Source organism: Pseudomonas sp. BIGb0176 (genome assembly GCF_024810175.1).
Classification (GTDB): Bacteria; Pseudomonadota; Gammaproteobacteria; order Pseudomonadales; family Pseudomonadaceae; genus Aquipseudomonas; species Aquipseudomonas protegens.
On record NZ_JANUEC010000005.1, the window covers coordinates 126,016 to 138,778 of the forward strand.

The following is a 12,763-nucleotide window of genomic DNA, read 5'->3' on the forward strand; positions in this document are numbered from 1 at the left end:
TTCAGAACGCCAAACTCTCAGAGCCAGCGTCCCCTGCCGGGGCCTTCTTCAGTGCCTGGTGGTACTGCTCGGCGCTGATTTCGCTGAGTGTCGCGTAGCCGTCGTACTGGTAGAAACGCTGTTTGTCGCGAGCATAGCGGTCCGCGACAAACTCCAGGCTGGCCAGGTCGATGCGCTTGGCACTCACCGGCCGCCGGCCACAGAACAGCTTGCGCGTGCCCAATTGCAGAAAGTCCGGATGAGGAACCATCACTTCCTCCGGGCTGAATTCAACCTCCAGCGGTTTGCCGGCAGCAAACATCAGTGTCGCGGTGAAGGCGTAGCTGCCCATGACGCGAGTGTGCGCCGGGTCGAGGGGCTTCTTTCTTGCGCCGTAGTAGTACACCGCCCCCTTGTCCCGGGCCCAGCCATGCCCGCATGACTCGAAGCTGGCCAGATCCGCTTTGGCCATAGGCTCGGGCACCTGATAAAAGACACTGTGGCAAAAAACCCTCTGGCCATCGGTCAGGTACGGGCCGCCCAGGGCACGGTAATGATCGGCGCAGGCCGAAGAGAATCGCTCCGGCACCCGGGTCTCGGCGCGATGAAAGGGGATCAGATACAAGCCATTGGCGTCGCCACACAGGTGTGTGTCCAGCAGCTTGAAACTGCCGGCATCCAGACCATTGATGGGGCGGCCATGGAAGTGCACCTGGCTCCCCAGCTCGAACCCGGAGCCGATGGAACGCAAGGCCTGGGCTGTTGACGCCGATGGTGCCTGCAAGCGATGCCACCAATAATCTTGCAACTGCGGATGCGCCTCGAAGTACGCCGACCACTCTTGCAGCATGGTGTCATCGATCACCCCATCCGAACCGAGCGGGCCGTGCCTGTCACCCACCAGCAACGGCGAATAGTTGCCTTCGCCACGCTCCAGCTGGGCCACTACAAAACTCTCTACATCCACGTCCAGCGGCTTGCTGCGCCGGTAGACGCGATGCCGGTCAGCGTAGTAATCGAATCCCAGGTGACGGAAACTCGGGCCATCGGCACCACGCAGGCGGGTGCCATTGCAGTAGACGAACTGATCGTCCACGGCAAAGTACGGGTCCGCCGCTTCACTCTGGCTCAAGATCCGGCCACCGGCATCGAACACCGACTGAACACGGTTCAGCAGGCGGAAGTCACCGACATAGCGCAGGGTTTTTCCGGTCAGGTAATAAGCCCGCCGTGCGTCCTTGGCGTAGCGCTCGTTGAGCACGCTGAAAGTCGCCAGATCGACGTTGTCGATGCGGTAGAAATACTCATAGGCGATGCTCGAGCCCTGCTGCGCCTGGACGATCACCGAATGCCCATCCGTACCCCAGCGCCAGGCCAGCATCTGGAAGCCATCCGGATTGGCAATCGGCAACGGCGAACCGTCCTTCTGATGCAGCACAACGCCGCCCCGGCAGACTTGGCCGCTGATCACTTGATAAGCCGGATGGTTGGTACCGCGTACCTGCTGCTCCGCGCTGGCGATCGCTCGGGCGCCGAGGAAGACCTTGTCCCCGTCACTGAACAGCACCGACCCCGCAGACCAGTTTTCTGGCACCGGGTGCACAAGCGCCAGGCGCTCAGGCTGCGCGCCGTCGATCACCTCCTGCCCGTAGTCATGACAGAAGTAGGCACGGCACTGATCACGCCAATGGTCATGGCCCAGGCTCTGCAAGCCCCGACACACACGCACCGGCAAGGCTTGCAACGGGTGGTAGCCATAACGCGCGAAGTAACGGGGCAACGCATAATAATCGGCCCGCGCATCACGCAGCAGGTGCCGATGAACACGATGTCGCCAGAGCGGCTCGCCCTCTACCAGGGGGGAAGCCGGGAATTGCTCGGTCGCGGCCTGGCAAGCCTGCTCAGCCGGGGTCCGCCCTTCACGCTGCAGCATGAGGTAGACGTCCCGGGCTCGCTCCTCCACCAACAGGGCCCCTTCCACGAAGGCGAACCCTTGATGCCATTCGAGGTCGAGCAGTTCCCACTCGGCATCATCCATATCCAGGTCTTTCATCGCTGCATCCCAAGCTAACCGAGTGGCGGATTATCAGCAGGCGCCCCGGGTGGGTAAAGCGCCCCGTCGCCAGGCCGCGAGCGAGCCTCTGCCCGCCACCAGCAGCCCCCCCCAAGTTGCATCCGGACATGAAAAAGGCCGCGGTCATTTCTGAGCGCGGCCTTTTCATAAAGAGCGGAGCAAACCGTCAGTTCAGTGCCAGGGCACCATTGCGCTCGGCCTTGCGCCGACGGGCCACCATCAGGCCGGCAGCGATGACGATGACACTCAGCAGGCCAGTGGCGAGGATCTCCACCCGGTGCTCTTCCTGGAACAGCATGATGCCCAGCACCGCGACGATGAACACGATCACAGCGTAAGTCAGGCCCGGGAACAGCCACATGCGGAAGGCGATCTTCTCGCCGGCAGCCATGCGCTTGTGGCGCATGCGCAGTTGCGAGACGGCAATCACCAGGTACACCAGCAAGGCGATGGCGCCGGAGCTGGCCAGGAGGAATTCGAACACCGCCGCCGGAGCGACATAGTTGGCGAACACCGCGAGGAAGGCCGCAGCGGTGGACAGGATCACCGCCCAGTAAGGCGTGCCGCTGGCGTTGGTGCGCTTGGCGGCGGCCGGGGCATCGCCACGCTTGCCCAGGGAGAACAGCATGCGCGAGGCAGTGTAGAGCGCCGAGTTCAGGCAACTGGTCACGGCCACCAGCACCACCAGGTCAACGATCAGCTTGGCATTGGGGATGCCCATGCGGTCGAGCACGGTCTGGTAGGAGCCGACCTGGGCCAGGCTCGGGTCGTTCCACGGCACCAGGGCCACAACGATAAAGATCGATACCAGGTAGAACAGGCCGATCCGCCAGATCACCGAATTGGTGGCCTTGGAGATCTGCTTGCCCGGGTTGTGGGATTCCGCCGCGGCGATGGTGACGATCTCGGTGCCCATGAAGGAGAACATGGTGGTCAGCATGGCGGCCAGTACCGCGCCCATGCCGTTGGGCATGAAGCCCTGGGTGTCCACCAGATGCGATACGCCGCTGACCTGGCTGTTGGGGAGCAGGCCGCAGATGGCGGCGAGGCCGAGGATCACGAAGCCGATGATGGCTACCACCTTGATCAGGGCGAACCAGAACTCGAACTCACCGTAGTTCTTCACGCTGAACAGGTTGGTGGCGGTCAGCAGCAGGGTGATCACCAGAGTGAAGACCCAGATCGCCACGTTGGGGAACCAGGCATGCAGGATGGTCGCGGCAGCGTTGGCTTCCAGGGGAATCACCAGCACCCAGAACCACCAGTACAGCCAACCGATGGTGAAACCGGCCCAGTGGCCGATGGCGCGGTCCGCGTAGGTGGAGAACGATCCGGTGTCCGGCGAAGCCACGGCCATTTCCGCCAGCATGCGCATCACCAGCACCACCAGGGTGCCGGCGGCAGCATAGGCCAGCAGCACGGCGGGGCCGGCTTCGGCAATGGCGTGGCCGGAGCCGACGAAGAGGCCTGCGCCGATCACGCCGGCAATCGACAGCATGGTCACATGCCGCGGTTTGAGCCCCTGTTCGAGGTCATTGGAGAGTTGCGTACCGCTCATGAAAAGCACCTTTGCAACGAAAAAAGAGTAACTCCACCCGGTCTGCATTCGTTCTCGTAAAAAGAATCCAACAGGGCGTTCTTTATATCGCACGCAAGAATTGCGCCAAAATGTTACAGAACCCCGGGCAACAAGGGTTGGCGAGCCGACCGATGGAAATCCCAAGTCATTGAGAACAATGGCATTTCGCCATTTCGTTACCGGCCGACTCACTTGCAGGACGAAATGGCGCACCAAAAACACACCCGAAAAGCAGCCGATGAGCGATTAGAGTGCAGATCCATGACCTTTGGCCCGTTAACCCTTCCAACACCCGGCCAAAGCTGGCACCATCGCGCCTTTTTTTACGCGACACCTACCGGATTTCAGGCGGATCCAGGGTTCAAACAGGCGTTCGGTTGTTGATGGGGCGACAGTCTTCTGTGCTGATGCGACAACCTGCCACACACCGTCTGTTTACCTCCGGTAGCGCTGTTGGCTGCGCTTGGAACCCTATGCTAGCTTGGCGCCTCGCCAGGAAGGCCGCCCAACAGCAGGAGCACAATGAACTCAATGAGGACCGCACATGGCTGAGGCCACGCCCGCGCTTGAAATCCGCAACTTGCACAAACGCTACGGCACTCAGGAGGTACTCAAGGGTATCTCGCTGACCGCACGCGACGGTGACGTGATATCGATCCTGGGTTCCTCCGGCTCCGGCAAGTCCACTTTCCTGCGTTGCATCAACCTGCTGGAAAACCCGCACCAGGGCCAGATCCTGGTAGCCGGCGAAGAGCTCAAGCTCAAGGCCGCGAAAAACGGCGAGCTGGTAGCCGCCGACGGCAAGCAGATCAACCGCCTGCGCAGCGAAATCGGGTTCGTCTTCCAGAATTTCAATCTCTGGCCGCACATGAGCGTGCTCGACAACATCATCGAGGCGCCACGCCGGGTGCTGGGCCAGAGCAAGGCCGAGGCCATCGAAGTGGCCGAGGCGCTGCTGGCCAAGGTCGGCATCGCCGACAAGCGCCACGCCTACCCGGCACAGCTGTCCGGCGGCCAGCAGCAGCGCGCCGCCATCGCCCGGACCCTGGCGATGCAACCCAAAGTCATCCTGTTCGACGAGCCGACCTCGGCCCTGGACCCGGAAATGGTCCAGGAAGTCCTCAACGTGATCCGCGCCCTCGCCGAAGAAGGCCGCACCATGCTGCTGGTCACCCACGAAATGAGCTTTGCCCGTCAGGTCTCCAGCGAAGTGGTGTTTCTGCACCAGGGTCTGGTAGAAGAGCAAGGATCGCCACAGCAGGTCTTCGAGAACCCGCTTTCGGCACGCTGCAAACAATTCATGTCCAGCAACCGCTAACGGAGCTACACGCATGCAGAGCTATAAGAAAATCCTCCTGGCCGCTGCCGTCACCCTGGCCTTCAGCGCCAGCGCTGCCGCCGAGACCCTGAAGATGGGCATCGAAGCAGCCTACCCACCGTTCAACAACAAGGACGCCAGCGGCCAGGTCGTGGGCTTCGACAAGGACATCGGCGACGCCCTGTGCGCCAAGATGAAAGTCGAGTGCACCGTGGTCACCTCCGACTGGGACGGCATCATCCCGGCCCTGAACGCGAAGAAGTTCGACTTCCTGATCTCCTCGCTGTCGATCACCGATGAGCGCAAGCAGGCGGTGGACTTCACCGACCCGTACTACTCCAACAAGCTGCAGTTCATCGCGCCCAAGGCCAAGACCGACTTCAAGACCGACAAGGCCTCGCTCAAGGGCAAGATCATCGGCGCGCAACGGGCGACCCTGGCCGGCACCTGGCTGGAAGACAACCTGGGCGACGACATCACCATCAAGCTCTACGACACCCAGGAAAACGCCTACCTGGACCTGACGTCCGGCCGCCTGGACGCGATCCTGGCCGACAAGTACGTCAACTACGAATGGCTCAAGAGCGATGCGGGCAAGCCTTATGAGTTCAAGGGCGAGCCTATGGTGGAAAGCGACAAGATCGGGATTGCCGTGCGCAAGAAAGATCCACTGCGCGAGAAGCTGAACGCCGCCCTGAAAGAAATCGTGGCCGACGGCACTTACAAGAAGATCAACGACAAGTACTTCCCGTTCAGCATCTATTGATACTGACTTGCCTGACCGGCGCTCGCCCCCTGGGCGCCGGTCCTTAGCAAAGCCATCCAGACCCCATGAATATCGATCTCTACGGATTCGGCCCGGCGCTCGCCGCCGGCGCGCTGATGACCGTCAAGCTGGCCCTCTCGGCGTTATGCCTGGGACTGGTGCTCGGCCTGCTCGGCGCCTTGGCCAAGACTTCCCCGTACAAGCCACTGCGCTGGCTTGGCGAAACCTATTCGACCATCGTGCGCGGCGTCCCGGAACTGCTGTGGGTGCTGCTGATCTACTACGGCACGGTGAACATGATGAGCGCGCTGGGCGAGCATTTCGGCAACCCCGATCTGGCCCTCAGTCCGTTTCTCGCCGGGGTGATCGCCCTCGGGCTGTGCTTTGGCGCCTATGCCACTGAAGTGTTTCGTGGCGCGATCCTGGCCATCCCCAAGGGCCACCGCGAGGCCGGCACCGCGCTGGGCCTTTCCAAGTTTCGGATATTCAGCCGCCTGATCCTGCCGCAGATGTGGCGCATCGCCCTGCCGGGCCTGGGCAACCTGTTCATGATCCTGATGAAGGACACCGCGCTGGTGTCGGTGATCGGCCTTGAAGAAATCATGCGCCACGCGCAGAACGCCGTGACCTTCGCCAAGCATCCCTTCACCTTCTTCATGGTCGCGGCCTTCATGTACCTGGGCCTGACCGTGCTGGCCATGACCGGCATGCACTTCCTGGAAAAACGCGCCGCCCGCGGCTTTGTGAGGACGACGTAATGGAATGGGAAGTCATCTACAAATGGCTGCCGAAGTTCATCCAGGGCGCGACGCTGACCCTGGAGTTGGTGGGCATCGCCGTGATTCTCGGTTTGCTGCTGGCCATCCCCTTGGGCATCGCCCGTTCGTCCAAGCTCTGGTACGTGCGCGCCCTGCCCTACGCCTACATCTTCTTCTTTCGCGGCACGCCGCTGCTGGTGCAGCTGTTCCTGGTGTATTACGGCCTGGCGCAGTTCGATGCGGTGCGCGACAGCTTCATGTGGCCCTACCTGCGCGACCCGTTCTGGTGCGCCACCGCCACGATGACCCTGCACACCGCGGCCTACATCGCCGAGATCCTGCGTGGCGCGATCCAGGCCATTCCGCCCGGTGAAATCGAAGCCGCGCGGGCCCTGGGCATGTCCCGGCCCAAGGCGCTGTTCTATATCATCCTGCCGCGGGCGGCGCGCATCGGCCTGCCGGCCTACAGCAACGAAGTGATCCTGATGCTCAAGGCCAGCTCCCTGGCCAGTACCGTGACCCTGCTGGAACTGACCGGCATGGCGCGCACCATCATCGCCCGCAACTACCTGACGGTGGACATGTTCTTCACCGCCGGGGTGTTCTACCTGTTGATGTCGTTCATGCTGGTCCAGGCCTTCCGCCAACTGGAACGCTGGCTGCGGGTCGACGCCTGCCAGGGACGCTGATCTTCTCCCGCTCCCGCCAGGGAGCGGGCCTGCCCCGGACGCCATGACCATGCCTGCGATTCTCCAAGGCCCTGCGCTGCTCGATCGCTTCCAGGCCCTGGACGGCTTCCTGCTTGAACACCAGGATCTCTGGCGGCCTCGTCCGTTCCAGCATCTGCACCTGCCGTGGGAAACCTCCTACCCGGAACTCGCCCAGTGGCTGCGCCAGCGCACCCTGGAAGACGCCGAGGCTGCCCACAACCACCCGGAACACCTCCAGGCACCCGCCCCCTTCGGCGAATTGGCCGCGCGCTCCGGGGCCCTGTCTGCCGTAGCCGAATGGCCCGGCCAGGCATTGCCGCCCCTGCGCCAGCGCCTCAGTGTCGACGTCCCCGGGCGCAAATGGCAGCAGATCGAAGCCTTCGCCGGCCGCCTGCACTTCACCCGGGCAACCGAGCACTGGCTCGACTGGTGTTCGGGCAAGGGCCACTTGGGGCGGCGCCTGCTGCAGCCCGGACAACAACTGACCTGCCTGGAATACGATCCGGCGCTGGTGACCAGCGGCGCGCAGCTGAGCCAGCACCACGGCCTGCCTGCCCGGCACCTGCACCAGGATGTACTGGCCGCCGACGCCGACCGCCACCTCGATGCCCGACACACCCCAGTGGCCCTGCACGCCTGCGGCGACCTGCATGTGCGCCTGATCCAGCTGGCCAGCCAGAACGGCTGCCAACAACTGGCCATTGCCCCTTGTTGCTACAACCGCACCAGCGCCAGCCACTATCAGGGGTTATCCACAGCGGCCCAGGCATCACACCTGCAACTGTCCCTGGAGGACCTGGCCCTGCCCATGAGCGAAACCGTCACCGCCGGCGCCCGGGTGCGGCGCCAGCGCGACAGCTCCATGGCCCGCCGCCTGGCTTTCGACCTGCTGCAGCGGCAAGTGCGCGGGGTCGATGAATACCTGTCTACCCCGTCGCTGCCCAGCCACTGGCTGGACAAGCCCTTCGCCGACTACTGCCGCGACCTTGCCGCGCTCAAGGAGTTATCCACAGTGGGCCAGCCAGACTGGCCGGCCCTGGAAGCCGCCGGCTGGCAGCGCCTGGCCCAGGTGCGCAACCTGGAACTGCTGCGCGGCCTGTTCCGCCGGCCATTGGAACTGTGGCTGGTGCTGGACCGGGCATTGTTTCTGCAACAGCAGGGCTACCAGGTACGCCTGGGCACCTTCTGCCCTGCGCACCTGACCCCGCGCAATCTGCTGCTTCTGGCGGAGCGTTGAGAGCCTGCGACGGCCTGTCGCGACCTGTGGATAAGTCTGTTGATGGAATTCAATGAAAGCCCATGAAAGCCTGGCCTGGAGCCAAAAACAGAGGCTGGTCATTTTTTGTTCACAAAATAAACCGTCGAAAAAACAGCCAGTTGCGCAAGGAATGAGAAACGGTCCACAAAACCGGCCCGTCCAGGCCCTGGCAACCCATCCGTTGTGCATAAACACCTGAACGAACGGGCATAACGCCCTCTCGTCCAGGCCGTTTCCACAGGCTCTGTCACCTCCTGCCGCGGGCTATTCGTCCGCTCGCGCCGGGATCCACCACTCTTCGCCTCGGGCCGTGCTGATGTACTCCGGCCAACGGAAATCGTGGGGCACCTTGAAGTCCTCGGGCAGCAGTGGCGCCTGCCAGCGAGTGCCGCCGATACCGCCACCGGTGCGCTCCACGAACTCGGCCTTGGCCGCACTCAACAGGGCTTCGTCGGTCAGCAGGTCCACCAGGGTCGCGGCAATGGTCTTGGCCGCCACTTCGATCATCGGGTCGATGGTCTGGCGAATGCCCCCCAGGGCGTTGGACACCCAGTCCGGATAGACCGTGCCAGCTGGCGCGCTGAGCATCGGCCGGGCCACCAGCAGGCGCACGGTGGGGCAGTGCCAGGTGTATTCCGGGTAGTCATCGGAGGTCAGGTAGTTCTGCCAGACGGGCATTTGCAGGCGCATCTGGCGCTCGCATTCCTGGGGTTCGATCAAGGCTTCGGTGGCCGGCAGAAATGGCCGTTCCATGGCTTCGAGGCCAAGGTTGCGCTGGATTTCCCGAGCGATCTCCCGGGCTTCTTCGTCCCACTGTGGAGCGCCCACCGCCGCCAGGTTGTCGTAGGTGGCCTGGGCCATGACGTGGTTGGGCAGGCCGCCCCGGGACTTGCACACCCAGGTCTTTTTCCAGCGGCAGCCGGTGGCCATGGCCGCCGCTGCGGCGTTGTTGTCCATGACCTGGGAGATGGTCTCGGCCTGCTCGATGGAATCGCAGCGCAGCAGGTACTGGATCTGCGACAGGTGCGGCGGCAGGTTGTCCGCGGTGGCCTGGCCGGCGGTGAGAATCGCCTCGTTGTAGCTCCACAGGCCGGTGAACGGCAGGGTCGAACGGCGCAGGCTTTCGTTCAGGGTGTAGAAATGCACCAGGGCGTCATTGGCCCCCGGCGCCCGGGCCGCCAGATGGTTCTGCGGGATCGGGCTGTAGCGATCGGCGGCGATCCAGTTCTGCGGATCCTCGCAGGTAAAGCTGTAGATGTAGGCGTAGGCGATGCCGCAGTGGGTGTCCCAGGTGGTGGTGTTGTTCAGCGGCAGCATGTAGGTGGGGTGGAAACTGATAGCGGCATCCAGGTCATCGTAGTAGCCCTTGGCGGCGTGGACCGGCTTGGAGGCGCGAAGCTTTTCCGCCGGCTCGCCGAAGAACCTGATGCTGCCCTGCAGGCCGAATTCCACCATGGTCGCCTTGGCCGCCAGGGCCCCGCCGAGGGCGCTGATGCCCAGGGCCGAGTGCGGGTCGGTGTGCCCAGGAGCGAAGCGCGACAGGCCATCGCGCGGCTGCTTGCGCGTAGTGGCCGCCTGGCAGTTGCCGGGCACCGCGTCGTATTCGCCGTAGGTGGCCAGCAGCGGTCCCTGGCCCTGGGTGAAGGTGGCGCAGAAGGCCGTGGGCATGCCGCCGCTGGCGCGCTCGACGGTGAAGCCCTCGGCTTCCAGCAGTTGCACGTACCAGGCGCTGGACTTGTATTCACGAAAGGCCGGCTCGGCGTAATGCCAGATGATCTGGTGCCAGTCCGACAGTTGCTGGCGGTGGCGTTCAACCCAATCCATGGCGAATTCTTTGTAACGGGACATCCGCGGCACTCCTGGTTATCCAGGTTCCGGCCGGCCGGCGCCAGGACGCCACAGCGCCCCCACTCGGCCTGCGGGACCTCTTGTTGTTATTAGGCTTGTCCGGTCGGCTACAGGCCGGATCGAGGCTCAGTATTGGTGAAGCGCCGATTACATCAATCGAATTTTTTAGGCGGCAATGTCAAAGTAAATTGACCAGTTTGCCGAGAGGTCGGCCCATACTGCGCCGCACTATGTGCGGAATACGAACGCCGTCGAACACAGGTTCCCTTGACCCGGAGGTTGTATGCGCTACCCCTCGATCACCGCCCTGCGCGCCCTCGACGCGGTCGCCCGGCTGGGCAGCGTCACTGCTGCCGCCCAGCAACTGAGCCTGACCCGCAGCGCCATCAGCCACCAGATCATCAGCCTGGAACAGAGCCTGGGTTTTGCCCTCACCGAACGGGTTGGGCGCGGCATCGGCCTGACCTACCAGGGCCAGTGCTATGCCCGGGAGGTGCGGCGCATCCTGGCCGACATCCAGGACGCCGGGCGGCGTTTCGACGGTCTGTCGGTGTCCGGAAAACTGCGCATCAGCTGCAACCCGGGGTTCGCCAGTTTCTGGCTGTGCAATCACATCAACGGTTTCCTGCGCCAGTACCCCCAGGTGCAGTTGCAAGTGGTCAGCCCGCGCTCCCAGGACGACACCAGCGACGCCGAAGCCGACCTGTTCATCGCCTATGGCATCGGCGACTGGCCGGGGCTGCTGGTGGAGCAGATCGTTACCCTGCGCTTCTCGCCGGTGTGCAGCCCGCGCCTGATCAACGCCATCGGCGGCCTGAAGACCCCACTGGACCTCAAGGACTTCCCGCTGATCCACATGAGCGACACCAGCGACTGGCGGGTCTGGCTGGCAGCGGCGGGCGCCAGTCAGGTCAACGCCGACAGCGGCATCACCTTCTCCGATGCGCACTGTGCCCAGTCGGCCTGCATCGCCGCCCAGGGCGTGGCGATTGGCGACAACCTGCTCAGTGGCGACGCCCTGGCCCGGGGCCTGCTGGTGCGCCCGTTCGACATCAGCATCAGCGCCTTGCGCGGCTACTTCCTGGTGATCGACCCGGCCAAGGCCGAGCGCTCGGTGGTCCAGGCCTTCAGCGCATGGTTGAAGAACCAGTTGCAGACCAGCGCCCAGCACATCTCGGACGCCCCCTCCGGCGAACCCTGAGGCGCTCGCGACTGGGAAATTTCACTCACCAATGAGACAAAAATTATTCCATTGATGTGGCGTTGCTTTTCACAATAATGAGCCGACCGCCTGCTGTTCCGACAATAAAAATTCCATAGCGCAGGCCGGCTTTGCGGGAGATCTCCGTAGTGTCCAGCAGTCCCTCGACTCAACTCAGCGCCCAAGGAATCAGCCAGTTCTACGGCAACTTCACTGCCCTGGACGGCATCGACCTCGACGTTCGCCAAGGCGAATTCCTCACCCTGCTCGGCCCCTCGGGCTCAGGCAAGACCACCCTGTTGATGATCCTCGCGGGCTTCCTCACCCCCAGCGCCGGCAAGCTGCTGGAGCGCGGTGTGGACATCAGCCGGCGGCCGGCGGAAAAACGCAACTACGGCATGGTGTTCCAGGGCTACGCGCTGTTTCCCCACATGAGCGTGGCCGACAACGTCGCCTACCCGTTGCGCATCCGAGGCGTGAAAGCCGAGGAGCGCCAGCGCCGGGTCAAGCACATCCTCGAAGTGGTGGGCCTGGGCGCCCACCTGAACAAGAAGCCATCCGAACTTTCCGGTGGCCAGCAACAGCGCGTCGCCATCGCCCGGGCCCTGGTGTTCGAGCCGGACATGCTGCTGCTGGACGAGCCGCTCTCGGCCCTGGACAAGAACCTGCGCGAGCAACTGCAGACCGAGCTGCAACGCATTCATCGCCAGGTCGGCACCAGCTTCGTCTTCGTCACCCATGACCAGGGTGAAGCCCTGGCGCTGTCGACCCGCATCGCCATCTTCAACCAGGGGCGGCTGGCACAGATCGACACCCCGGAAACCATCTACGACCGCCCGCGCAACCGCTTCGTCGCCGAGTTCCTGGGCAAGATGAACCTGTTCCCGCTGCAAGGCATTTCCCGCAACGGCAGCCAGGCCAGCGGACGCTTTGGCGACAGCCCGCTGCAGGCCACCACGTCCGGGGAAATCAGCAGCCAGCCGCAATTGCTGGCGGTACGCCCGGAACACATGACCCTGCACACCGAGCGCCCGCAAGCCGGCGAGCACAACGTGCTGCCCGCCAGCCTCGGCGAGCGGGTGTACCAGGGCTCCAGCACCCACCTGGCGCTGAACATCAGCCCGGAACTGGCACCGGTGAACCTCTCGGTGCCCGGCGACCACCCCGGCGCCCGATTGCCCAGCGGCACCCCGGTGTGGCTGAGCTGGCCGGTACGCCACAGCTTCCTGCTGGAAGCCTGAGCCGGCCGCTCCCCCATCGCGCACAGCTCTC

At 63.7% G+C, this 12,763-nt stretch carries 10 protein-coding genes; 7 read left to right on the top strand and 3 right to left on the bottom strand.

Annotated elements, in window-relative coordinates:
- Nucleotide 1: 1 nt before the first annotated feature.
- A complete protein-coding gene (locus M2395_RS27415; RefSeq protein ID WP_123431225.1) occupies nucleotides 2-2,032 on the bottom strand; it encodes a DKNYY domain-containing protein in 2,031 nt (676 codons plus the stop codon).
- 187 nt (nucleotides 2,033-2,219) lie between these two features.
- Nucleotides 2,220-3,611: a GABA permease gene (gabP, locus tag M2395_RS27420; RefSeq protein WP_011058720.1), complete on the bottom strand. Its 1,392-nt coding sequence runs from the start codon at nucleotides 3,609-3,611 to the stop codon at nucleotides 2,220-2,222.
- Between the two features lie 565 nt (nucleotides 3,612-4,176).
- Between gabP and M2395_RS27425 the strand changes: the two genes are divergently transcribed.
- From M2395_RS27425 to M2395_RS27445, 5 genes are all read left to right on the top strand, one after another.
- Nucleotides 4,177-4,950 (top strand): ABC transporter ATP-binding protein, encoded by a 774-nt coding sequence (locus M2395_RS27425; protein WP_011058719.1) that lies wholly within the window; start codon nucleotides 4,177-4,179, stop codon nucleotides 4,948-4,950.
- A 13-nt stretch (nucleotides 4,951-4,963) separates the two neighbouring features.
- On the top strand, nucleotides 4,964-5,716 hold the full coding sequence (locus M2395_RS27430) for an ABC transporter substrate-binding protein (RefSeq protein ID WP_011058718.1): 753 nt from the start codon (nucleotides 4,964-4,966) through the stop codon (nucleotides 5,714-5,716).
- 65 nt (nucleotides 5,717-5,781) lie between these two features.
- Nucleotides 5,782-6,474 carry an ABC transporter permease gene (locus M2395_RS27435; RefSeq protein ID WP_011058717.1) on the top strand — a complete coding sequence of 231 codons (693 nt, stop codon included), beginning with the start codon at nucleotides 5,782-5,784 and terminating at the stop codon, nucleotides 6,472-6,474.
- Complete coding sequence (locus M2395_RS27440; RefSeq protein ID WP_072452116.1) at nucleotides 6,474-7,163, top strand: ABC transporter permease; 690 nt, start codon at nucleotides 6,474-6,476, stop codon at nucleotides 7,161-7,163. The genes M2395_RS27435 and M2395_RS27440 overlap by 1 nt, the downstream gene beginning before the upstream one ends.
- A 49-nt stretch (nucleotides 7,164-7,212) precedes the next feature.
- The gene (locus tag M2395_RS27445) at nucleotides 7,213-8,421 is read left to right on the top strand and encodes a methyltransferase (protein WP_077934982.1); all 1,209 of its coding nucleotides are present in this window, start codon (nucleotides 7,213-7,215) and stop codon (nucleotides 8,419-8,421) included.
- Nucleotides 8,422-8,706: 285 nt separating this feature from the next.
- On the opposite strand, the gene M2395_RS27450 is transcribed toward M2395_RS27445, so the two are convergent.
- Nucleotides 8,707-10,290 carry a peptidase M20 gene (locus M2395_RS27450; RefSeq protein WP_053148574.1) on the bottom strand — a complete coding sequence of 528 codons (1,584 nt, stop codon included), beginning with the start codon at nucleotides 10,288-10,290 and terminating at the stop codon, nucleotides 8,707-8,709.
- A 283-nt stretch (nucleotides 10,291-10,573) separates the two neighbouring features.
- On the opposite strand from M2395_RS27450, the gene M2395_RS27455 reads away from it, so the two are divergent.
- Together M2395_RS27455 and M2395_RS27460 are read left to right on the top strand one after the other, a co-directional pair.
- Complete coding sequence (locus tag M2395_RS27455) at nucleotides 10,574-11,491, top strand: LysR substrate-binding domain-containing protein (protein ID WP_011058712.1); 918 nt, start codon at nucleotides 10,574-10,576, stop codon at nucleotides 11,489-11,491.
- A 149-nt stretch (nucleotides 11,492-11,640) separates the two neighbouring features.
- Nucleotides 11,641-12,732, top strand: a complete 1,092-nt coding sequence (locus tag M2395_RS27460; RefSeq protein WP_053148571.1) for an ABC transporter ATP-binding protein — start codon at nucleotides 11,641-11,643, stop codon at nucleotides 12,730-12,732.
- The last annotated feature ends 31 nt before the right edge of the window (nucleotides 12,733-12,763 follow it).

Coding starts and splice junctions, on each gene's coding strand:
- gabP (WP_011058720.1), bottom strand. CDS start 3,611: ATGAGCGGTACGCAACTCTCCAATGACCTCGAACAGGGGCTCAAACCG.
- M2395_RS27435 (WP_011058717.1), top strand. CDS start 5,782: ATGAATATCGATCTCTACGGATTCGGCCCGGCGCTCGCCGCCGGCGCG.
- M2395_RS27415 (WP_123431225.1), bottom strand. CDS start 2,032: ATGAAAGACCTGGATATGGATGATGCCGAGTGGGAACTGCTCGACCTC.
- M2395_RS27450 (WP_053148574.1), bottom strand. CDS start 10,290: ATGTCCCGTTACAAAGAATTCGCCATGGATTGGGTTGAACGCCACCGC.
- M2395_RS27440 (WP_072452116.1), top strand. CDS start 6,474: ATGGAATGGGAAGTCATCTACAAATGGCTGCCGAAGTTCATCCAGGGC.
- M2395_RS27455 (WP_011058712.1), top strand. CDS start 10,574: ATGCGCTACCCCTCGATCACCGCCCTGCGCGCCCTCGACGCGGTCGCC.
- M2395_RS27425 (WP_011058719.1), top strand. CDS start 4,177: ATGGCTGAGGCCACGCCCGCGCTTGAAATCCGCAACTTGCACAAACGC.
- M2395_RS27445 (WP_077934982.1), top strand. CDS start 7,213: ATGCCTGCGATTCTCCAAGGCCCTGCGCTGCTCGATCGCTTCCAGGCC.
- M2395_RS27430 (WP_011058718.1), top strand. CDS start 4,964: ATGCAGAGCTATAAGAAAATCCTCCTGGCCGCTGCCGTCACCCTGGCC.